The sequence below is a fragment of the Limnohabitans sp. genome, assembly GCF_044361645.1.
Taxonomy (GTDB): domain Bacteria; phylum Pseudomonadota; class Gammaproteobacteria; order Burkholderiales; family Burkholderiaceae_C; genus Limnohabitans_A.
On record NZ_JBIKIL010000014.1, the window covers coordinates 24929 to 45283 of the forward strand.

Here is a 20355-nt window from a genome sequence, read left to right on the forward strand (position 1 = left end):
CGGTTCAGCCCAGGCGTTGCAGTTGCTGGCGAATTTTGTCCAGCGTGTCTCCGAAGTCGGCCACGCGTTTTTTGGCTTCGTCGATCACCGCAGGCGGGGCTTTGGCCACAAAGGCCTCGTTGCCGAGTTTGGCCTTGGCCTTGGTGATTTCGCCTTCGAGGCGGGTGATTTCTTTGGCCAGGCGAATTTTTTCGGCCGCCACATCGACCTCGATGAACAAGCACATGCGCGTGCCGCCCACCATGGCCACCGGTGCCGATTGGGCTGCGCTTTGCCAAGCGGCTTCGTCGTCAAAGATTTTGACTTCGCTCAGCTTGGCCATCGACTGCAAAACGGCCGCGTTGGCGCGCATGAACTCGGCATTGCCCAAAGCGAACAGCGGCATTTTGGTGGAGGCAGGCACATTCATCTCGCCGCGCAGATTGCGGCACGCGTCCACCAGCGATTTGAGCTGCACCACGTTGGCCATGGCCTGCTCGTCGATCTTGTTCAGCTGCGCCTCGGGGTAGCGGGCCACGCTGACCGAGGGACCGGCAAGGCCAGCCACCGGTGCCACTTTTTGCCACAGCTCTTCGGTGATGAAGGGGATGATGGGGTGCGCCAAACGCAAAATCGCTTCGAGTGTGCGGATCAGGGTGCGGCGGGTGGCACGCTGCTGTGCGGGGTCACCGGTCTGGATTTGCACCTTGGCAATTTCCAAGTACCAGTCGCAGTACTCGTTCCAGACGAATTCATAGATGGCGCTGGCCACATTGTCCAAGCGGTAATCGGCAAAGCCTTTGGCGACTTCGGCCTCGGTTTGCTGCAGCGCCGAGGCGATCCAGCGGTCGGCCTGGCTGAACAACATGTATTGGTAAAACGGGCCGGCGGCAATGGCTTCGCCGTTTTCACCCGTGCGCGGTGGCGCGCATTCGGCCTTGGTGTGTTCTCGCAAACCGCAGTCTTGGCCTTCGCAGTTCATCAGCACAAAGCGGGTGGCGTTCCAAAGTTTGTTGCAAAAGTTGCGGTAGCCCTCGCAGCGCTTGGAGTCAAAGTTGATGCTGCGGCCCAGGCTGGCCAGCGCGGCAAAGGTGAAGCGCAAGGCGTCGGCACCATAAGCGGGAATGCCTTCCGGGAATTCTTTTTCGGTCTGCTTGCGCACCTTGGGCGCGGTCTCGGGTTTGCGCAGGCCTTGGGTGCGTTTGTCCAGCAAAGGCTCCAAGGTGATGCCGTCGATCAGGTCCACCGGGTCCAGCACATTGCCTTCGGACTTGCTCATCTTCTTGCCTTGGGCGTCGAGCACCAGGCCGTGGATGTAGACGTGTTTGAAGGGCACTTGGCCGGTGAAGTGGGTGGTCATCATGATCATCCGGGCGACCCAGAAGAAGATGATGTCGTAGCCGGTCACGAGGACGCTGCTGGGGAGGTAGAGGTCGTAATCACTTTGGCTTTTGTTGGCGTTGGCGTTTCCGTTGGTGCCGCTGCCGAGCGTGCCGGACTCGGCCTTGCTCCTACTCGCTTCGCTCGCCATGTCGCTGCGCCCGAGCCCGGCACGCTCGGCAGCTGCGTTGTCGGCAACTTTACCGTTGTTGGGCCAGCCCATGGTGCTGAAAGGCACCAGCGCTGACGAATACCAGGTGTCCAAGACGTCTTCGTCGCGCTTGAGCGTTTTGCCTGGCGAGAGCTTGTCAGCCTGTGCTTGCGCCTGGGCTTCGTTGCGCGCCACGTAGACTTTGCCGTCTTCGTCGTACCAAGCCGGAATCTGGTGGCCCCACCACAGCTGGCGCGAGATGCACCAGTCCTGGATGTTGTTCATCCACTGGTTGTAGGTGTTGACCCAGTTCTCGGGCACGAATTTGACCTCGCCTGACTGCGCCGCGTCGATGGCTTTTTGCGCAATGCTTTTGCCGGTGGGGTCTTGGTCACCGACCTTGTTCATGGCGACAAACCACTGGTCGGTCAGCATGGGCTCGATCACTTGGCCGGTACGTGCGCAGCGCGGCACCATGAGTTTGTGCTTTTTCACTTCAACCAAAGCGCCTGCGGCTTCCAGATCGGCCAGCACGGCCTTGCGGGCGACAAAACGGTCCAGGCCCCGGTATTTTTCTGGGGCGTTGGTGTTGATCGTTGCGTCCAGGTTCAGCACGCAAATCATCTCCAGCTTGTGGCGCTGGCCGACTTGGTAGTCGTTGGTGTCGTGTGCCGGCGTGACCTTGACCACGCCGGTGCCGAAGTCTTTGTCCACGTAATCGTCGGCGATCACGGGGATGCTGCGGTTGCACAAAGGCAGCTTCACCTGTTTGCCGACGAGGGCGCTGTAACGCTGGTCTTCGGGGTGCACCATCACGGCCACGTCGCCCAGCAGGGTTTCAGGCCGGGTGGTGGCCACCACCAGACCTTGAACGCTTTCGCCGTTGACGGATTGCGGGCCATCGGCAAAGTCATAACGGATGTGCCACATGCTGCCGTCTTCTTCGGCGCTTTCCACTTCCAGGTCAGACACCGCGCTTTGCAACACCGGGTCCCAGTTCACCAAGCGCTTGCCACGGTAAATCAGGCCCTGCTCATACAACTGCACAAAGGTCTCGGTCACCGTCTTGGACAGTTTCGGGTCCATCGTGAAGTATTCGCGGCTCCAGTCCACGCTGTCGCCCATGCGGCGCATTTGGTTGGTGATGGTGTTGCCAGATTGTTCCTTCCATTCCCAAACCTTGCTCACAAAGTTCTTGCGCGCCTCGGCCGGCGTGGGGCCCATGTCGTGGCGGCTGATGCCTTGGGCCTGCAGCTGGCGCTCGACCACGATTTGCGTGGCAATACCGGCGTGGTCGGTGCCCGGAATCCAAGCGGTATTGAAGCCCGACATGCGGTGGTAACGCGTCAGGCTGTCCATGATGGTTTGGTTGAAGGCGTGGCCCATGTGCAGCGTGCCGGTCACGTTGGGCGGGGGCAGCTGGATGGCAAACGCCGGGGCCGTGGCCACGGGGGCAGCCGTGCCGCGAAAGCCCGCCACGCCGTAACCGCGCTTTTCCCACTCGGGCCCCCAGTGGGCCTCCAAGGCTGCCGGTTCAAACGATTTGGACAAGCTGTCAAGGCCGGGCTGATGGGCCACAGTGCGGGGGGCGTTGCTCATGGGGGTCTTTTCAAATGTGAAAACGGCAACTCAGCCAGTGCCGTGCGGAACCATCATGGTCCAAAGCTGTGGATTTTACCTAGCCTGCATGCGCCTGAGCGGACGCAGTTGGGCGTGCAACAGGGGCTTGTTCAGCATGGCCTTATGCACCCGAAGGCTCGGTGCCCGAGATCAGCCATGTCAACGCTCAGCTGCCTGCCTCACAGCCCCAGCAATGCCGGATCGCCTTGCCCGCGCCGCAGCACCGAGGGCTCGTCAGCGCCCATGTCGATCACGGTGGTGGGCTGCAGCGAGCAAGCCCCCGCATCAATGACCGCAGCGACTTGGTGCTCTAGGCGTTCGCGAATTTCTTCGGGGTCGTTTAAGGGCGAGGCGTCACCCGGCATGATCAAGGTGGTCGCCAACAAGGGTGCACCGTGCAGGCTCAAGAGTTCTTGCAGCACTTTGTGCTCGGGCACGCGCAGGCCGATTGTTTTGCGCTGAGGGTGGCTCAATCGGCGAGGCACTTCTTTGGTGGCTTCCAAAATGAAAGTGAAGGGCCCGGGCGTGGCCTGTTTGATGGCACGAAACTGCCAGTTGTCCACCCGAGCGTAGTTGGCCAACTCGCTCAAGTCGCGGCACAGCAGGGTCAGATGGTGTTTCTCGTCCACGCCACGAATGCGGCGCAATTGGTCGGCAGCGTTCTTGTCATCCAATTGGCAGACCAAGGCGTAACTGGAGTCTGTGGGCACGGCCAGCACACGGCCTTGGTTGAGCAACTGCACGGCTTGTTTGAGCAGGCGCGCTTGCGGGTTGTCTGGGTGGACGCTGAAAAATTGGGCCATGGCCAGCTTCAGTCAGAGGTCTGCCAGGCGATCACGGGGCGGCACGAACGATGAGCAAAAAGAAAGTCTTGGAACGGTTTTGCGGTCAAGGTGTTCACTGGATGCGGTCTGCCAAAACTTCCCAGACAGGGGTCAGTTGGCTGGGCAGGAAGGGCAAGGCACCCAGATCGATGCGGCTCTCATCGGGGCTGTGAAAATCACTGCCACGCGAAGCGGCCAAGTCAAATTCAAGGGCTGTTTCCGCGTAACGCACCGCTTCTTGCGATGAGTGGCTGCCGGTGATGACCTCGACCCCGCGCCCACCATGGGCCTTGAACTCGCTGAACAGCGCGTACTCTTCATTGGGGGTAAAACCGTAGCGTGCCGGATGCGCAATGACCGCCACGCCGCCCGCATCGCTGATCCACTGCACCGCCTCTTGCAGCCGCGCCCAGCGGTGGGGCACGAAGCCAGGTTTTCCTTCGGTCAAAAATTTGCGAAACACCTCGGAGGTGTCACTGCATACACCGGTTTCAACCAAGTGCCGCGCAAAATGGGTGCGCGAAATCAACTCGGGGTTGCCCACATATTGGAGGGCACCCGCATAAGCGTTGAAGATACCCACTTTGGCAAGGCCGTCTGACATTTCTTGGGCGCGCTCGCCACGCCCACCGCGCGTGCGGCGCAAGCCCGCCACCAGGGCGCTGTTGTGGGCGTCAAAACCCAAACCCACAATGTGCACCGTTTGGTGGGCAAAGGTGACTGAAATCTCGGTGCCTGTGAGGTAGGGCAGGCCCAGTGCACGTGCTGCGGCCAAGGCGCGGTCTTGCCCGCCAACCTCGTCGTGATCGGTCAATGCCCAAATTTCCACGCCATTGGCTTTGGCGCGTTTGGCCAAATCTTCTGGGGTCAGGGTACCGTCGGAGATGACGGAGTGGCAGTGCAGGTCGGCATTGAGCATGGTGACTATTCTAGGCGCATGGCGTGCATTACGGCTTGCTTGTAGGGGCATTGCGGCTGTTGCCCTGCGCTGAACAGCCCTGCAGTTTTTCAGGCGCAGGCCTCTGGCCGATAATCAAGCCATGACCACCATGCAGACTTTTGCGGAGTGCAGCCCATGGCACTGATGATCACTGACGAATGCATCAACTGCGATGTGTGCGAGCCCGAGTGCCCCAATCAGGCCATTTACATGGGCGAAGAAATTTACGAAATCGAGCCCTCTAAATGCACCGAGTGCGTGGGCCATTTCGACGAACCCCAATGCGTACAAGTGTGCCCCGTGGCTTGCATTCCTTTGCATCCGCAGCACATTGAAAACCAAGAATCTCTCTGGGCCAAATACCGCCGCCTGCAAGGGCAGTAGGGTGCAAAGCCCGCTTCAGTCGGGCAATGGGGCATGGGGTTCGGGGGGCGTGACTGGCCGGGGTGGTTTGGGCCGGGGTGGTTTGCTGGTGTGGATCTGGGCCATGGCTTTTTCCATCTGCCCGCCCAACAGCAGTGGCAAAGCCAAGACCGAACGGTGGATGCTGTCGTCAATGCCTTTTCGGTGCGCCAATATGGGTTTTTTCAACACCCAACTGACGACTTCGGCCTTGTCGCCCGGGTGACCAACGCCAAGGCGCAAGCGCCAGTAATCGGCGGCGCCCAACTGGGCGTGGATGTCTCGCAGCCCGTTGTGCCCAGCATGGCTGCCGCCTAATTTGAGTTTGGCTTCGCCCGGCAGTATGTCCAGCTCGTCGTGCGCCACCAAAATCTCTTGCGGTGTGATTTTGAAAAACCGAGCCAACGCACCGACCGATTTGCCCGACAAGTTCATGAAGGTCTGGGGCTTGAGCAACCAGAGAGTTTGCCCCTTGACCAGGGTGCGGGCCACCATGCCGTGGTAGCTGCGTTCGGGCACCAGCGAAACTTGGAGTTCGCGGGCGACAGCGTCGATCCACCAAAAGCCAGCATTGTGGCGGGTGTCTTCGTATTCTTGGCCGGGGTTGCCCAGGCCGACGAGCAGTTTGATCATGGTGCGAGATTATCCGTGCTGCGGGTTCACAGCGGCGAGTTCAGACCCTCCAGCCACCATGCAAAAGGCCCGCTTGCGCGGGCCTTGAAAAGCCAATCTGCAGTGCCAAGGCCAAGCCTGGCCCAGATCAGATTACTTTTTGCCTTTGCCTTTTTTGGCATCTGCAGGCGCAGCGACCACTGGCGCGGCGACCACTTCTTCGACTGGGGCCACAGCTGTGACCAAAACCGGGTTTTTCTTGCCGTGGGTGATGGCTTTGCAGCCAGCGGGCAAGCTGATGTCGTTCAGGTGCAGCGACACGCCTTTGGTCAAACCCGTCAAGTTCACCGCGATGAACTCAGGCAAGTTGGCGGGCAAACAAGCGATTTCGAGCTCGGTCACGACGTGGTTAACGGTGCACTTGTCGGTCTTGACTGCTTCAGATTCCTCTTCACCGTTGAAGTGCAATGGCACTTTCATGCGCAAAGTGGTGTTGGCATCCACGCGCTGAAAGTCAATGTGTTGCACCAATTGTTTGAAAGGGTGCATTTGGTAGTCCCGCAGCAATACTTTGCTGGATTGACCGTTGAACTCCATGTCCAGAATCGAAGCGTGGAAAGCTTCTTTTTTCAGGGCATGCCAAAGCGCGTTGTGGTCCAACTCGATCAGTTGCGGGGCCAATGTGGAGCCGTATACGATGCCCGGTGTGCGACCGGAATTGCGGAGACGGCGGCTCGCACCCGTGCCCTGCTTGGCGCGCTCAAAAGCGACAAATTTCATGATTTTCTCCTGCTGGGTTGCACCGCGACCAGTGCCACCCTGACTCAAAAAAGCCAGTCAATCCACCAGGATGACCGGCCGCTATTGGCCTTTTTTCCGATCAAGCTTGGTCAGAAAAAAGGCTCATCACCGACTCACCCTTGGCAATCCGGTGAATCGTTTCGGCGATCAACGGGGCCACAGAGAGTTGGCGAATTTTGGTGCACGCTGCGGCTTCGGCCGACAGTGGGATGGTGTTGGTGACCACCACTTCGTCCAAGGCTTCACCCCTGGCAATGCGGTCGATGGCCGGACCCGAAAAAATCGGGTGTGTGCAGTAAGCGTAAACTTTTTTGGCCCCGCGCTCTTTGAGCACTTCGGCGGCTTTGACCAAGGTGCCTGCGGTGTCGATCATGTCGTCCATGATCACGCAATTGCGCCCATCGATCTCGCCAATCACGTGCATGACTTCGCTCACGTTGGCTTTGGGCCGACGCTTGTCGATGATGGCCAGATCGCAGCCCAGCTGCTTGGCCAAGGCGCGAGCGCGCACCACGCCGCCCACGTCGGGCGAGACCACGATCAAATCGTCGTAATTTTGTTGGCGCAGGTCGCCGAGCAGTACCGGCGAGGCGTAAATATTGTCCACAGGAATGTCAAAAAAGCCCTGAATTTGGTCGGCATGCAAATCCATGGTCAACACACGGTCGACGCCCACGGCTTGCAGCATGTTGGCCACCACTTTGGCCGAAATCGGCACCCGGGTTGAGCGCGGGCGGCGGTCTTGGCGGGCATAACCGAAGTAGGGAATCACAGCACTGATGCGCTCGGCCGAGGCACGTTTCAGCGCGTCCACCATGATCAGCAACTCCATCAGATTTTCGTTGGTGGGGGCGCAGGTGGACTGCACCACGAACACCTCTCGGGCCCTGACATTTTGCTTGAGTTCAACAGTGACTTCACCGTCAGAAAACCGGCCCACATCGGCAGCACCAAGTTGAGTGCCCAGGTGCTTGGCGATCTCAGCTGCCAAAACCGGGTTGGCGTTGCCGGTGAACAGCATGAAGTCGGGGGTGTTCGAAGCAGGCTGCATGTGCATTCCAGCGATCAGAAAAAATGGGCCTGTACAAATGAACGTGTTTGGCAGGGGAAGAAGGACTCGAACCTTCGAATGCCGGAATCAAAATCCGGTGCCTTAACCAACTTGGCGACTCCCCTACACGGGTTGACCACTGAAACAGCAGCCAACCGATCAACTGTCAATGGCGGCCCAACCTTGCAAGGGGTGGGTTGCCAAATTGCTGCATAGCCGTGCCGAAAAGTGATCGGGGACCGAAACTTTAAGTGTGCTGTCCCTGCAATGGGCAAACACGGCACTGCCAGAACCCGTCATTTTGGCTTGCATTCCGAGGCTGTTGAGCGCAAAAAGCGCTGGCTCAATTTCGGGACACAAAGCCTGTGCGATGGGTTGCAAATCATTGCGACCGAAGCCGTATGGATCTGCAGCAAAGAGCAAGATTGTAGCAGCGTTTGTATCGCGTTTCAGGTCGGGGTGCGCAAAAATGCGAGCTGTTTCAATGCCTGTGGGCGGTTTGATCACCCAAAATTGGGCCGGTGCCAGGTCAATGGCTGTGATGCTTTCACCAATGCCCTCTACCCAGGCGTTGTGTCCGCTCAGGAAAAAGGGCACGTCGGCCCCCAACTGCAGGCCCAAGGATGTCAGCTCGGGCAAGCTGAGCTTTAACTGCCACAGCCGGTTGAGTGCCAGCAAGCATGTGGCCGCATCCGATGAGCCCCCTCCCATTCCAGCTTGGGCTGGAATGTGTTTTTCCACCCCAATGTGCACACCATCGGTGCAGCCTGTGTGTTGTTGCAGCAAGTGGGCCGCGCGGGTAATGAGGTCTTGCGCTGGCAAGGGCGTGGTCAGGTCTTCGCGGCTGATGCCGGGGCCGGCACGTTTTTCAAAATGCAAAGTGTCGCACCAATCAATCAGCATGAAAGCCGATTGCAACAAGTGGTAAGCATCAGGGCGACGTCCTGTGATGTGCAAGAACAAATTGAGTTTGGCCGGGGCAGGGACGTCGTACAGCGATTTCATGCCCGGATTATCGCCATCGGTGGGCCGCAGGGAGGCGGGCCTAAAACCTGGCGGCCCATATTCAGCGGTCTGTCAGCGGTCTAAAACAATGCGCACCGCAGTTGCTGGTGTGGGCACCAGGCGTTCAGCCGAAATGCGCCCTTGGGCATGACCCGACAAATCGGCATTCCAGCCCGGTACTTGGGCTGGGCGACCCGCCAACCATTCAAACAAAGCTGCAATCGGCAGTTCGGTGCCTGTCAAGCGTTCGACCAAGGTTGGCAGATTGCTGCTTTCTACGGCTTGCGAGCCTTGGGTCAGTTGTGCCCAATCGGGGGTCCATACCAAGCGTGCCAAGGTGGTGCCGATCGGACTGAGCATCAGCAGTTCGCCTTTTTGGGCAGAGCCTTGCAGCTCAAAACTGGCGCTCATGGATTCGGGGGGGTGTTTCAAGACCTGAATGGCCATGCGACCCGACCAATAAGCCTGGGGGTCGTCTACAGGCATGCGGGGCGATGCGCAGCTTGTCAGGAGCCAGCTCAGCGCCAATGCCGCCCCTGCTACCCAGTGGCTGCGCCCTTGCTCGGCGGGTGGCAAAGGCTCAGCAGATGGTCTGAGCTTGCACGCATTCATGGCTTGAAGTCAAAGCGTTGAAAGGTTTCCAGCAGCGTAGAGTTGTCCGATTTGAGCATCAAACCTTCACGCCAAATGGTCGCCGCTTGCTGGCGCTCGCCCAAGACCCAAAGCACCTCGCCCAAGTGGGCTGCGATTTCGGCATCAGGTCGGCTTTTGAAGGCTGCTTGCAAAACCTCAAGGGCTTCGGCCATGCGACCTTGGCGATAGGCCACCCAACCCAAACTGTCTTGGATGTAGGCATCATTTGGTGCCAGCTGCAGGGCTTTGGTGATCAGTTGTCGGGCTTCGTCGAGTCGGGTGTTGCGATCGGCCAAGGAGTAGCCCAAAGCGTTGAATGCGTGGGGGTCTTCGGGTTTGCGCTGCATCAGCTGACGCAGCAGGGTTTCCATCTCGTCATAGCGCTTGAGCTTTTCGCACACCATGGCCAATTCAGACATCAAATCGGTGTTTTGAGGCTGTGCTTTGAGGGCGTCATTGACCAAGGCATAGGCCTCATCGACGCGCTTGTTCTCGCGCAACCAAAGCGACTGCACCAAGACTTTGCGTGTGGCTTGCTCGGCGTTGCTGGTTTTGATTTGTGACAACACCAACCAAGCCTCATCCAGCAGGCCTTGCTGGGTCAGCAAATCGGCTTGGCGACTGGCCAATTTTGTGGGTTCTGCATCGGGCGGTACTTGAGCCAACCATTCATTGGCCAGCGCCCATTGGCCTTTTTGTTGCGCCAATTGCGCCAAAGCCATCAGGGCCTCAGTCAAGCCAGTTTGTTCATTCGGATTGGTCATTGACTTGGCCAAATCCACGTGTTTGCGCAGTTTTTGCTCGGCTTCAGTGCGTTTGCCTGACTCCAGTAAAAACAGACCATGCACCAACCACGCGGCAGCGAAATCGGGGTGCTTGGCATTGAGTTGCGACAGCTGCATCTGGGCCGCTGCTTGTTGCCCTTGTCCGATCAACAAGCGTGCATAGCCCAGCCGAATCTCGGGTGGGACGTCTGTTTGCATGGCTTTTTCAAGCAAAGGTCCCATCTCAGCAGGCGCCACGCCAGACAAACTCAAAGCCAAGATCAATGGGCCAGGAGCCTTCGGGTCAGCCGAGTGGCCTTGGCGTGTGGCCGCCACTGATAAAGCCGCTTGCCCAGCTTCTCGCCGCATGCGGCCCACTGTGGTCCAGGCCGCAGCGGCTGTGTTGGCTTGTTTGAGTGCAAAAGACAAAGCCTTTTCAACCGTGTCAGCGGCCAATTTTTTATCTGATACGCGCGAGAAAACGCTGGGTACTGAGGCAATGGCGGCGTTTTGTTCGTCAGCGGGCAAATCTTGAATCGATGTTGCCAAAGCTTTGCCCGCCTCGTCCACGCGGTTCAGGGCCAAGAGTATTTGCAACAGGTACCGGTTGGCTTGCGTGCTTGCGGGCACAGCGCTTTTCCAGGCTTGCGCTGCCTGCAGTGCCGCCTCGCCAGAGCGTGAGCGCAGTGCCACATCGACCGCGCGCTGAAAAAGTTGGGGGTCGTTGGTTTTTCGAGCCGCATCCAAAATCATGGAAAAACCGCTGCCCGCAGAGCCTGCCTGAACGTTGAGCTCACCGAGCAACAATTGGTAGAACAGCGCAGCATCGAGTGCTGAGCTGGCTGGCGGTGCAAGGGGAGAGCCCGCAGCGGACAGTGCCGCCTGCGGCGTGGCTGCAGGGCTGGTGGCTGGAGTCAGCACAGGTGATGCGGGTGGCGAAGCATCGGGCAAAGCCGGTTGCGCCCAAGCGCTCAAAACGCAGGAGGTGACAGCAGCGAATCGAAACCAGAATTTCATGGCTTCATCATAATCCAGCCACCTGCAGGCGCGATCAGCCCAGCCCAAGTCCCTTTTTGCCCCCAAGCCTATGCCCGAACTCCCCGAGGTTGAAGTCACCCGCCGCAGCTTTGCAGACCGCATCGCATCGGCCCACATTTTGGCGCTGCACATGGGCAAGCCCTTGCGCTGGCCCTTGGGCGTGCCTGCCACCCACCTGGTGGGCCGTCAGGTGTGGGGCGTTCGGCGACGCGGCAAGTATTTACTGCTCGATTTGGATCAAGGCTTGCTGTTGCTGCACTTGGGCATGTCGGGCAGTTTGAACTTTGCGCCCAGCCAAGCCGAAGCTGGGCCGCACGACCACATGGACTTGGTGACCGACCGAGGCGTGCTGCGGCTGCACGACCCGCGCCGCTTTGGAGCCGTGGTGTGGGCGCCTTGCGAAGATTCACCCCAAGCCCAAAAGCTCTTGGGCCGCTTGGGCGTGGAGCCCTTGAGTGCCCAATTTGACGCGGCGGCTTTTGCGCAAGCCTTGAAGAAACGCCAAAGCGCCATCAAGCAAGTGCTGCTGGCCGGAGACGAGGTGGTGGGCGTGGGCAATATTTACGCCTCTGAGGCCTTGTTCATGGCGGGCATTCGCCCCACCACCCGGGCGGCGCGTTTGTCCAAGCCCCGTGTGGCCCGTTTGCACGCGGCCATTGTGCAGGTGCTGACCCGCGCCGTTGAGCAAGGTGGCAGCTCGCTCAAAGACTTCGTCAATGCCGAGGGCCGCACCGGCTACTTTCAATTGGAAGCCGCGGTGTACGGCCGTGCAGGCGCGCCTTGCCGGGTGTGCAGCACGCCCATCAAGTCCATGCTGCAGGGCCAGCGCACCACTTTTTACTGCCCCAGATGTCAAAAACCATGAGCCTCTTGCACCACTTGCACCACTTGCACGACTTGCCCGAGGGTTTTGCGCGCCGCATGGTGGCTTGGCAGCAGCAACACGGTCGCCAAAGCCTGCCTTGGCAAAACACCCAAGACCCTTACCGCGTCTGGTTGTCCGAAATCATGCTGCAGCAAACGCAGGTGAGCACGGTGCTTGACTACTTTCCCCGTTTTCTGGCGCGGTTTCCCGACGTGGCCACTTTGGCCGCTGCAGCGCAAGACGATGTGCTGGCGCTGTGGAGTGGCCTGGGCTATTACAGCCGCGCGCGCAACTTGCACAAGTGCGCCCAAGCGGTGATGGGGGCGTTTGGTGGGGCCTTTCCACGGCGCGCCGAAGACCTGCAAACCTTGCCCGGCATTGGCCGCTCGACCGCAGCGGCGATTGCGGCGTTTTGCTTTCAAGAGCGCGCAGCCATCTTGGATGGCAATGTCAAAAGGGTGCTGACACGGGTGTTGGGTTTCCAAGACGATTTGGCGCTGGCCAAAAACGAAAAGGCTTTGTGGGCGCTGGCGCAAGACCTCTTGCCCGCGCAAGCCAGCGACATGCCGCGCTACACCCAGGCCTTGATGGACCTGGGGGCCACGCTGTGTTTGCCGCGCAAAGCGCTGTGCGAGGCCTGCCCGGTGTTGTCGGTGTGCCAGGCCAAAGCGCAAGATGCGCCGCTGGCCTACCCTGTGAAAACCCGCAAACTCAAGCGCAGCAGCGCCACGCTGTGGCTGCTGTGGGCCGTGAACGCGCAAGGCCAGGTGTGGCTGCAAAAACGGCCGGACAAGGGCATTTGGGCGGGTTTGTTCAGCTTGCCGGTGTTTGATGCCGAGGCGCAATTGCTCGCGGCTTGGCCGCAAGGCCAGGCACCGACCTATATTGAGCCTTGGAAGCATGTGCTGACGCACCGTGACTTGCATTTGCACCCCGTGCAGCTGAGCGGCTCGGGCAATTTCGCGCCGGCGGGTGAGGGGCAGTGGGTCGATGCCGGTGCATGGCCTGACCTGGGTTTGCCTGCGCCGGTTCGCATGCTGCTGGCGTCCTCCAGAGCCACTTGAACCGGGTCAGGCGGCTGCGTGGCCGGTGGGGCGGGGTGCCGCCTCCAGAAAAGCGTTTCAACTCAGATGGCGTCGAGTTCGCGGTGGCGCTTGAGGGTGAGCCAGCGTGCGCCAAAGCTTTGTGCCAGCTGCTCGACCATGAAAACCGAGCGGTGTTGGCCGCCTGTGCAGCCGATCGCCACCGTGACGTAGCTGCGGTGGTCGCGTTCGATGGCGGGTATCCAGTGCTTTAAAAAACCCTCGATCTGCAGTTGCATTTGCACAAACTCTTCCGACTGGCGCAGGTAGGCCTGCACCGGCTCATCGCGACCGGTCAAGGGCTTGAGGGTGCTTTCGTAGTGTGGGTTGGGCAGCATGCGCACGTCAAACACATAGTCGGCATCGGTCGGAATGCCGCGCTTGAAGCCGAAGGACTCGAACACCAAGGTCAGCTGCGCCAAAGGGGCGCTGACCAGGGTCTTGATGTAGGTTTGCAACTGCGCAGAGCGCAGCAAACTGGTGTCGATGACATGGGCGCGTTCGCGCAAGTCGGATAAAAGCTCGCGCTCAAATCCAATGGTTTCTACCAAAGCCCTGTCGCTTTGGGGCTTGTTGCCGCCCGACAAAGGGTGCTTGCGCCGTGATTCAGAGTAACGCCGTTGCAAAGTGTCAGAGTTGGCATCTAAAAAAACCGACTTCACCGTCATGCCCATGTCGCGCAGCAAGGCCATTTGCTCGGGCATGAGGTGCAAGGAGTTGGCGCTGCGCACGTCAATGGCAATCGCCAGCCGTTGTTCTTTTTGTTGTTCTTCGAGCTTGACAAATGAGACCAGCAACTCCGGCGGCAAGTTGTCGACGCAGTAATAGCCGGCGTCTTCGAGGGCATGCAGCGCCACCGATTTGCCAGAGCCGGACATGCCGGTGATGAGGATGATGTCCATGCTCAGCTTTGAGTGGCTTTGCGGCCTGGGGGTTTGGGAGGGGGATCGCCCAACATTTCGCGGGCATGTGCCAAGGTCGTGGCCGACAACTTTTCGCCGCCCAACATGCGGGCAATTTCGCTCACGCGCGTCTCACCGCTCACGCTGCGCACTTGGCTGCTGACCTGGCCTTGGGCGGCAGACTTGCTGACCAGCAGGTGGTGGTCGGCGCAGGCGGCCACTTGGGGCAGGTGCGTCACGGCCAGCACCTGGCGGTGCAAACCCAATTGTTTCATGAGGCGGCCCACGGTCTCGGCCACAGCGCCGCCCACACCCGAGTCCACTTCGTCAAAAATCAGCGTGCCTGCTTGACCCAGTTCACTGGTGCTCACAGCAATGGCCAGTGCGATGCGCGAGAGTTCACCGCCCGAGGCGACTTTGCCCACGGGGCGCGGCGTGCTGCCCTCGTGTCCGGCGACCAAAAAGCTGACATCCTCCGAGCCGTGCTGAGCGGGGGCCTCCAGGGCTTGCAAGAGCACCTCAAAACGCCCGCCTTGCATGCCGAGTTGCTGCATGGCGCTGCTGACTGCTTGGGCCAGGGGTTTGGCCGCTTGCTGGCGCTGGCGCGAGACCGCTTTGGCCGCTTGGGCACAGGCGGTTTGCGCAGCTTGTGCGGCCTCTTGCAGGCTGACGAGGTCGGCTGCGGCGTCAATTTTGGCCAATTCTTGTCGCCACGTCGCCAAAGTGTGCGGCAAGTCGACAGGCGTTTTTTTGTAACGGCGCGCCAGCGACAACCATTGGCCCATGCGCTCGTCCAGCTTTTCCAACTGCGCTGGGTCCGGGTCGGTTTTGCGCAGATAAGTGTGCAGGCTGTGGGCCACGTCTTCGGCTTGGGCTTGGGCCGAAGTGAGCTGCTCGGCCAAGGCCTTGAATTCGGGTTCAAACTGCCCCAGCGACTGCAAGGACTGGATGGCGCGGGACAGCTGGCGCAAAGCGCCTGCCTCGTTGTTGTTGTCTTCGCCCCCGAGCAAAAGCTTGGCTTGGTTCGCCCCGTCGATCAGGGCCTGGGCATTGGCCAATCGGCTGTGCTGCGTGCTCAGCTCTTGCCATTCGTCCACCAAGGGCATGAGTTTTTCCAACTCACCAATTTGCCAAGCCAGCCTCTCGCGTTCGTTGGCCAGTGAAGTTTGCGCTTGTTGCGCGTCAAGCAGGGTTTGCTGCGCTTGTCGCCAGGTTTGCCAGCTGGCTTTGAGGGGGCGGGTGTCGATGCCCGCATACGCATCAAGCAGGCCCCGCACGGCGTTGGGCCGGGTCAGGCTTTGCCAAGCGTGCTGGCCGTGGATGTCTAAAAGTTGCTCGCCCAACTCGCGCAGTTGCGTGGCGGTGGCCGGGCTGCCGTTCACCCAAGCGCGGCTTTTGCCGGCAGAGTCTACGGTGCGGCGCAAGAGCAAATCGGCGCTGGCCTCAAAACCGGCTGCTTCCAGCCAGGCCTGAATGGCAGGGGTGGGCTCGAACTCGGCGCACACCTCGCAGCGGCTGGCCCCTTCGCGCACCACGCCCGATTCGGCGCGGGCCCCCAAGGCCAGTTGCAAAGCGTCAATCAAGATGGATTTGCCAGCGCCCGTCTCGCCGGTCAAGACGGAAAAGCCTGTGGCCAAATCCAGCTCCAGGCTTTGCACGATCACAAAGTCGCGCAGGGTGATGTGCCTCAGTGCCATGGCTTAAGCACCCTCGTTCCAATGCATTTTTTTGCGCAAGGTGTCAAAGTAGTTCCAGCCTGCGGGGTGCAAAAACCGCACGGTGTGCTCCGAGCGCTTGACCACAATCCGGTCACCCAAAATCAAGTCGGCCAGAGATTGCATGTCGAAGTTGGCGCTGACGTAGCGCCCAGCCACGATCTCGATGCTGATCTCGGACGACTCAGGCAGCACAATGGGGCGGTTGGACAGCGTGTGCGGTGCAATCGGCGCCATGACCCAGCCGCCAATGGCCGGGTGCATCAAAGGCCCCCCCACAGACAAAGAATACGCGGTGGAGCCTGTTGGCGTGGCGATGATCAAGCCGTCTGCGCGTTGGTTGGACACAAAACGGCCATCGACCTCGACCCGCAGCTCCACCATGCCGGAGGTGCCACCGCGGTTGACCACCACATCGTTCATGGCCAAAGCGCTGAACACGCAGCGCTGGTCGCGCATGACCTGCGCTTGCAGCAGGCTGCGGTTTTCGGTTTGGTGCTGGCCCTGCAGCATGGGCAGCAACGCATCTTGGTAGCTTTGCAGGGGGATGTCGGTGATGAAACCCAGCCGCCCTTGGTTGATGCCCATCAGGGGTAAATTGAAACGGGCCATTTGGCGGCCAATGCCCAGCATGGTGCCGTCGCCGCCAATGACCAAGCCTAAATCACACTGTTGGCCAATCTCGGTCATTCCCAGCACGGGGTATTGGTTCAGGCCGGTGTGCGAGGCCGTTTCTTGGTCCAGCACCACGTCGCAGCCTTGCCGTGTCAGGAACTGGGCCACGTCGTCCAGCGCGCGCCGGGAACTCTCCAGCGCTCCACCGTGTGCAGTGGTGTGGTATTTGCCAAAAAGTGCAACGTGACGGAACTTGGATCTCATTCGCAAATTACATCATTAAAATGACCAGATGCTAGATGATCGTGCCAAGTTATTGCTCAAAGCCCTGGTGGAACGCTATATCGCGGACGGCCAACCTGTGGGCTCTCGCACGCTCTCCAAAGCCTCCGGCCTGGATTTGTCACCCGCCACCATCCGCAACGTGATGTCCGACCTGGAAGAGCTGGGTTTGATCGCCAGCCCCCACACCTCGGCCGGGCGTATTCCGACCAGCCGGGGCTACCGATTGTTTGTGGACACCATGCTCACGGTGCAGCGCGATGGCCTGGAAACTCCGGCCCTGATTCCTGATCAGCCGCAAAAGGTGATCGCCAGCGCGGCCAACTTGCTGTCCAGCTTGTCGCATTTTGTAGGTGTGGTCATGACACCACGCCGGCCCTCGGTGTTTCGGCATATCGAGTTTTTGCGCCTTTCCGAGCGGCGTCTGCTGGTCATCATTGTCTCGCCCGAAGGCGATGTGCAAAACCGCATCTTGTTCACCGAGACCGACTATTCGCAAAGCCAGTTGATTGAAACCTCCAATTTCCTCAACACCCACTACGCAGGCATGGCCATCGAGCAGGTACGCTCGCGGGTGCAGCAAGAACTGGTCAGTCTGCAAAGCGAAATCGCCACGCTCATGCAAGCGGCCGTGCAAGTCAGCACCGAAGCCCTGGCCGAGGACCAAAACGAAGTGGTCATTGCCGGTGAGCGCAACTTGCTGTCTGTGAGCGACTTTTCCAGTGACATGAGTCACCTGCGACGGGCGTTTGAATTGTTTGAGCAAAAAACCCAGCTCATGCGCTTGCTGGACGTGTCCAGCCAGGCCGAAGGCGTGCGGATCTACATTGGCGGAGAAAGCCAGATCGTGCCCATGCAAGAGCTGTCGGTCGTCAGCGCCCCCTACGAAGTGGACGGCCAGATCGTGGGCACCCTGGGTGTGATCGGCCCCACCCGCATGCCCTATGACCGCATGATCCAGATTGTCAACATCACCTCGCGCCTGGTCAGCAACGCACTCAGCCAGTCCAAATAAACCCCAACGCCGCCCACTACAATCACGGCTTCGGTGGGGGCGTTAGCTCAGTTGGTTAGAGCAGAGGACTCATAATCCTTTGGTCGACAGTTCAAGTCTGTCACGCCCTACCATTTACATCCTCGAAGTCACTTTGTACAACGCTGCAAAGTGACTTTTTTGTTGGGTTGAGTCAAGTTGAGGCACTCTGTCAGTACAGGAGTGCCACGCTGGGGGCAGTGTTCTATGACGAAACGCCACGCTGACACACCGCAGGCGATAGACTCAGCCATTGCCAAATCCAGCAAACAACGCTCCGTTGACGCACTGATAGCGGCATCGCCCAGCGTCTTGCTATTGCGTGACGGTGAACTGGTCTTGTATCGCCGCACACGCAGTCTGCTTTACCAATGCCGCTTCAAGTTGCCGGGCGGAAAGTGGCACAGATTCTCAACACGCAAAGCCAGTTTAGAAAACGCCATTTTGTAGTCTGCGCTTTAAAACGTAAATTCAATCAAATCAACCACTTGCGTTTGCGAACAGTCGAAGTTGGGAAGCCAAACCCAATCTGCAAGCGGCCCTGTTGATTCAATTGACCGACCACGAACCAGAACCGTCAATCGCTTGGCAGCTCTGTAAATGGGTTGGAGCGGCCTGATCTCACCCCCGCAAAAACAACTTGTAAACCGGGTTGTCCGTCTCTTCCGCATACGGATAACCTAGGGTTTTCAGGAACTTCTCAAACGCCTTGTCGTCCTTGGGGGGCACCTGCAGGCCCACCAAAATGCGGCCGTAGTCGGCGCCTTGGTTGCGGTAATGGAACAAGGAGATGTTCCAGCCTGGGCGCATCAGGCTCAAGAACTTGAACAATGCGCCCGGACGCTCGGGAAACTCAAAGCGCAGCAGGCGCTCGTCTTGTGACAGGTCCGAGTGCCCGCCCACCATGTGGCGGATGTGTTCTTTGGCCAGTTCGTCGTGCGTCAGGTCGATGGCCTTGAACTGGTGTTTGTTGAACTTGGCGGTGATCTTGCTGCTCTCGCCTTTGCCGTGCGTGCTCAGGCCCAAAAACACATGGGCTTTTTCAGAATCACTCATGCGGTAGTTGAACTCGGTCACGCTGCGCGGGCCACCGGGCAGGCTGCCGATCAACTCCAAAAAGCGCTTGAAGCTGCCGCGTTCTTCGGGAATGCTCACCGCAAACAGGCCTTCTTTTTCTTCGCCCACATCGGCCCTCTCGGCCACAAAGCGCAGGCGGTCAAAGTTCATGTTGGCGCCGCACAAGATGGCGGCAAAGGTCTGGCCCTTGCACTGGTGGGCGGCCACGTATTGCTTGACCGCTGCCACGGCCAGTGCGCCAGCGGGCTCCACGATCGAGCGGGTGTCCACAAACACATCCTTGATGGCTGCGCACACCGCGTCGGTGTCCACCGTCATGTAGGCGTCGACCAAGTTGCTGGCCACCCGGAAAGTTTCTTCGCCCACCAGCTTCACGGCGGTGCCGTCCGAAAACAAGCCCACATCGGCCAAAGTCACGCGCTTTTGGGCGGCCACCGACTGGATCATGGCGTCCGAGTCGTTCATCTGCACGCCAATCACCTTCACACCCGGGCGCACGGCCTTGATGTAGTTGGCCACGCCCGCAATCAGTCCACCCCCGCCGATGGCCACAAACACCGCATCGAGTGGGCCGGGGTGCTGGCGCAGCATTTCCATGGCGATGGTGCCCTGGCCCGCGATCACATCGGGGTCGTCAAAGGGGTGCACAAACGTCAGGCCCTGTTTCTTTTGCAAGCTCAGCGCGTGCTGGTAGGCGTCCGAATAACTGTCGCCATGCAAAACCACATCGCCCCCCAGGCCCTTGACCGCGTCAATCTTGACTTGCGGCGTGGTGGTGGGCATGACGATGATGGCGCGGGTGCCCAAGCGGCTGGCGCTCAGGGCCACGCCTTGTGCGTGGTTGCCGGCCGAGGCACAGATCACGCCCTTTTTGAGCTGCTCGGGGCTCAGCTGCGCCATCTTGTTGTAAGCCCCGCGCAGCTTGAAGCTGTGCACGGGCTGCTGGTCTTCCCGCTTGAGCAGCACTTGGTTACCCAGACGGCGAGACAGATTTTTGGCAATTTCCAGGCCCGTCTCATGGGCAACGTCATACACCTTGGCATTGAGGATTTTGATCAGGTAATCGGCGGGGGTCAGGTGTGGGGTCGTCATGTCTGGTGCGACGGCAGTGGTGCCGCATCGCTTAAAAAAGTGTGCGCTTGATGATAACGGTCAAAAAAAATGCCCCAAGTCTTGCGACTTGGGGCAAATCCACCTTTTCAGAGGGTGGAGGAGACAACTGGGCCGTGCAAAAAAGCGCGTCTATGCTCAATTGTACGGGTGTTTTTGTTGCATTGCAGCAAGTTCGCGGTGTCCATTTGCAAAAACTTGTAAAGTTGAACACCTGCAAGACCACTCAAAATCCGTGCGTTCAGCGCGGTCGATACACAAGGAAACAAAATGGAATGCACAGTCACCTGGACCGGCGCTGCCGGCACCCGCTCCGGCATGGGCTTTTTGGCCGAAACCGGCTCTGGTCACATGATCGCCATGGACGGTGCCCCCGATGCCGCCAAGCCCGAAAATGGTGGACAAAACCTCGCCCCGCGCCCCATGGAAACCCTGTTGGCAGCGACCGGCGCTTGCACCGCTTACGACGTGGTG

18 protein-coding genes and 2 tRNA genes are annotated in these 20355 nt (G+C 59.5%); 6 read left to right on the forward strand and 14 right to left on the reverse strand.

Annotated elements, in window-relative coordinates; translation table 11 throughout:
- Positions 1 to 4: 4 nt before the first annotated feature.
- From ACIQ39_RS03915 to ACIQ39_RS03925, 3 genes are all read right to left on the reverse strand, one after another.
- Positions 5 to 3109 (reverse strand): valine--tRNA ligase, encoded by a 3105-nt coding sequence (locus ACIQ39_RS03915; protein WP_396433305.1) that lies wholly within the window; start codon positions 3107 to 3109, stop codon positions 5 to 7.
- A gap of 200 nt (positions 3110 to 3309) precedes the next feature.
- Positions 3310 to 3933 (reverse strand): L-threonylcarbamoyladenylate synthase, encoded by a 624-nt coding sequence (locus ACIQ39_RS03920; RefSeq protein WP_396433306.1) that lies wholly within the window; start codon positions 3931 to 3933, stop codon positions 3310 to 3312.
- A gap of 94 nt (positions 3934 to 4027) precedes the next feature.
- The gene (locus tag ACIQ39_RS03925; RefSeq protein ID WP_396433322.1) at positions 4028 to 4882 is read right to left on the reverse strand and encodes a 3',5'-nucleoside bisphosphate phosphatase; all 855 of its coding nucleotides are present in this window, start codon (positions 4880 to 4882) and stop codon (positions 4028 to 4030) included.
- A gap of 147 nt (positions 4883 to 5029) precedes the next feature.
- On the opposite strand from ACIQ39_RS03925, the gene ACIQ39_RS03930 reads away from it, so the two are divergent.
- Positions 5030 to 5278: a YfhL family 4Fe-4S dicluster ferredoxin gene (locus tag ACIQ39_RS03930; protein ID WP_396433307.1), complete on the forward strand. Its 249-nt coding sequence runs from the start codon at positions 5030 to 5032 to the stop codon at positions 5276 to 5278.
- 15 nt (positions 5279 to 5293) lie between these two features.
- Here ACIQ39_RS03930 and pth read toward each other — a convergent pair whose 3' ends face one another.
- From pth to ACIQ39_RS03965, 7 genes are all read right to left on the reverse strand, one after another.
- Entirely contained in the window at positions 5294 to 5929 is a 636-nt protein-coding gene (gene pth, locus ACIQ39_RS03935) for an aminoacyl-tRNA hydrolase (protein WP_396433308.1), read from the reverse strand.
- A gap of 132 nt (positions 5930 to 6061) precedes the next feature.
- Positions 6062 to 6688, reverse strand: a complete 627-nt coding sequence (locus ACIQ39_RS03940) for a 50S ribosomal protein L25/general stress protein Ctc (protein ID WP_396433309.1) — start codon at positions 6686 to 6688, stop codon at positions 6062 to 6064.
- A 100-nt stretch (positions 6689 to 6788) separates the two neighbouring features.
- Positions 6789 to 7766 carry a ribose-phosphate pyrophosphokinase gene (locus ACIQ39_RS03945; RefSeq protein WP_396433310.1) on the reverse strand — a complete coding sequence of 326 codons (978 nt, stop codon included), beginning with the start codon at positions 7764 to 7766 and terminating at the stop codon, positions 6789 to 6791.
- 42 nt (positions 7767 to 7808) lie between these two features.
- Positions 7809 to 7885: transfer RNA gene (locus tag ACIQ39_RS03950), tRNA-Gln, on the reverse strand.
- A gap of 34 nt (positions 7886 to 7919) precedes the next feature.
- Positions 7920 to 8765 carry a 4-(cytidine 5'-diphospho)-2-C-methyl-D-erythritol kinase gene (ispE, locus tag ACIQ39_RS03955; RefSeq protein ID WP_396433311.1) on the reverse strand — a complete coding sequence of 282 codons (846 nt, stop codon included), beginning with the start codon at positions 8763 to 8765 and terminating at the stop codon, positions 7920 to 7922.
- 72 nt (positions 8766 to 8837) lie between these two features.
- A complete protein-coding gene (locus ACIQ39_RS03960) occupies positions 8838 to 9251 on the reverse strand; it encodes a lipoprotein insertase outer membrane protein LolB (protein WP_396433312.1) in 414 nt (137 codons plus the stop codon).
- Positions 9252 to 9373: 122 nt separating this feature from the next.
- Positions 9374 to 11179, reverse strand: coding sequence for a tetratricopeptide repeat protein (locus ACIQ39_RS03965; protein WP_396433313.1), 1806 nt, complete (start codon positions 11177 to 11179; stop codon positions 9374 to 9376).
- A gap of 70 nt (positions 11180 to 11249) precedes the next feature.
- Here ACIQ39_RS03965 and mutM point away from each other — a divergent pair, with 70 nt between their 5' ends.
- A complete protein-coding gene (gene mutM, locus ACIQ39_RS03970; RefSeq protein WP_396433314.1) occupies positions 11250 to 12065 on the forward strand; it encodes a bifunctional DNA-formamidopyrimidine glycosylase/DNA-(apurinic or apyrimidinic site) lyase in 816 nt (271 codons plus the stop codon).
- Positions 12062 to 13129 (forward strand): A/G-specific adenine glycosylase, encoded by a 1068-nt coding sequence (gene mutY, locus ACIQ39_RS03975; RefSeq protein ID WP_396433315.1) that lies wholly within the window; start codon positions 12062 to 12064, stop codon positions 13127 to 13129. The genes mutM and mutY overlap by 4 nt, the downstream gene beginning before the upstream one ends.
- A gap of 62 nt (positions 13130 to 13191) precedes the next feature.
- Here mutY and rapZ read toward each other — a convergent pair whose 3' ends face one another.
- The 3 genes from rapZ to ACIQ39_RS03990 are packed head-to-tail and all read right to left on the reverse strand — an operon-like array spanning position 13192 to position 16643.
- Positions 13192 to 14055, reverse strand: coding sequence for an RNase adapter RapZ (gene rapZ / locus ACIQ39_RS03980; protein WP_396433323.1), 864 nt, complete (start codon positions 14053 to 14055; stop codon positions 13192 to 13194).
- Complete coding sequence (recN, locus tag ACIQ39_RS03985; protein ID WP_396433316.1) at positions 14052 to 15746, reverse strand: DNA repair protein RecN; 1695 nt, start codon at positions 15744 to 15746, stop codon at positions 14052 to 14054. Before recN ends, rapZ begins: the two co-directional genes overlap by 4 nt.
- A 3-nt stretch (positions 15747 to 15749) precedes the next feature.
- Positions 15750 to 16643 (reverse strand): NAD kinase, encoded by an 894-nt coding sequence (locus ACIQ39_RS03990; RefSeq protein WP_396433317.1) that lies wholly within the window; start codon positions 16641 to 16643, stop codon positions 15750 to 15752.
- Positions 16644 to 16671: 28 nt separating this feature from the next.
- Between ACIQ39_RS03990 and hrcA the strand changes: the two genes are divergently transcribed.
- Positions 16672 to 17676 (forward strand): heat-inducible transcriptional repressor HrcA, encoded by a 1005-nt coding sequence (hrcA, locus tag ACIQ39_RS03995; protein ID WP_396433318.1) that lies wholly within the window; start codon positions 16672 to 16674, stop codon positions 17674 to 17676.
- Between the two features lie 36 nt (positions 17677 to 17712).
- A tRNA-Ile gene (locus ACIQ39_RS04000) sits at positions 17713 to 17789 on the forward strand.
- A 526-nt stretch (positions 17790 to 18315) separates the two neighbouring features.
- Here the strand turns inward: ACIQ39_RS04000 and ilvA are convergent.
- Entirely contained in the window at positions 18316 to 19863 is a 1548-nt protein-coding gene (gene ilvA, locus ACIQ39_RS04005; RefSeq protein WP_396433319.1) for a threonine ammonia-lyase, biosynthetic, read from the reverse strand.
- A 288-nt stretch (positions 19864 to 20151) separates the two neighbouring features.
- Between ilvA and ACIQ39_RS04010 the strand changes: the two genes are divergently transcribed.
- Positions 20152 to 20355: OsmC family protein (locus ACIQ39_RS04010; RefSeq protein ID WP_396433320.1), on the forward strand; the 204-nt coding region annotated here is incomplete at its 3' end.

Bases quoted from the DNA above. Each gene is read 5' to 3' on its own strand.
- ACIQ39_RS03915 (WP_396433305.1), bottom strand. From the start codon at position 3,109: ATGAGCAACGCCCCCCGCACTGTGGCCCATCAGCCCGGCCTTGACAGC.
- ACIQ39_RS03920 (WP_396433306.1), bottom strand. From the start codon at position 3,933: ATGGCCCAATTTTTCAGCGTCCACCCAGACAACCCGCAAGCGCGCCTG.
- ACIQ39_RS03930 (WP_396433307.1), top strand. From the start codon at position 5,030: ATGGCACTGATGATCACTGACGAATGCATCAACTGCGATGTGTGCGAG.
- pth (WP_396433308.1), bottom strand. From the start codon at position 5,929: ATGATCAAACTGCTCGTCGGCCTGGGCAACCCCGGCCAAGAATACGAA.
- ACIQ39_RS03940 (WP_396433309.1), bottom strand. From the start codon at position 6,688: ATGAAATTTGTCGCTTTTGAGCGCGCCAAGCAGGGCACGGGTGCGAGC.
- ACIQ39_RS03945 (WP_396433310.1), bottom strand. From the start codon at position 7,766: ATGCACATGCAGCCTGCTTCGAACACCCCCGACTTCATGCTGTTCACC.
- ispE (WP_396433311.1), bottom strand. From the start codon at position 8,765: ATGAAATCGCTGTACGACGTCCCTGCCCCGGCCAAACTCAATTTGTTC.
- ACIQ39_RS03960 (WP_396433312.1), bottom strand. From the start codon at position 9,251: ATGCCTGTAGACGACCCCCAGGCTTATTGGTCGGGTCGCATGGCCATT.
- ACIQ39_RS03965 (WP_396433313.1), bottom strand. From the start codon at position 11,179: ATGAAATTCTGGTTTCGATTCGCTGCTGTCACCTCCTGCGTTTTGAGC.
- mutM (WP_396433314.1), top strand. From the start codon at position 11,250: ATGCCCGAACTCCCCGAGGTTGAAGTCACCCGCCGCAGCTTTGCAGAC.
- mutY (WP_396433315.1), top strand. From the start codon at position 12,062: ATGAGCCTCTTGCACCACTTGCACCACTTGCACGACTTGCCCGAGGGT.
- recN (WP_396433316.1), bottom strand. From the start codon at position 15,746: ATGGCACTGAGGCACATCACCCTGCGCGACTTTGTGATCGTGCAAAGC.
- ACIQ39_RS03990 (WP_396433317.1), bottom strand. From the start codon at position 16,643: ATGAGATCCAAGTTCCGTCACGTTGCACTTTTTGGCAAATACCACACC.
- hrcA (WP_396433318.1), top strand. From the start codon at position 16,672: ATGCTAGATGATCGTGCCAAGTTATTGCTCAAAGCCCTGGTGGAACGC.
- ilvA (WP_396433319.1), bottom strand. From the start codon at position 19,863: ATGACGACCCCACACCTGACCCCCGCCGATTACCTGATCAAAATCCTC.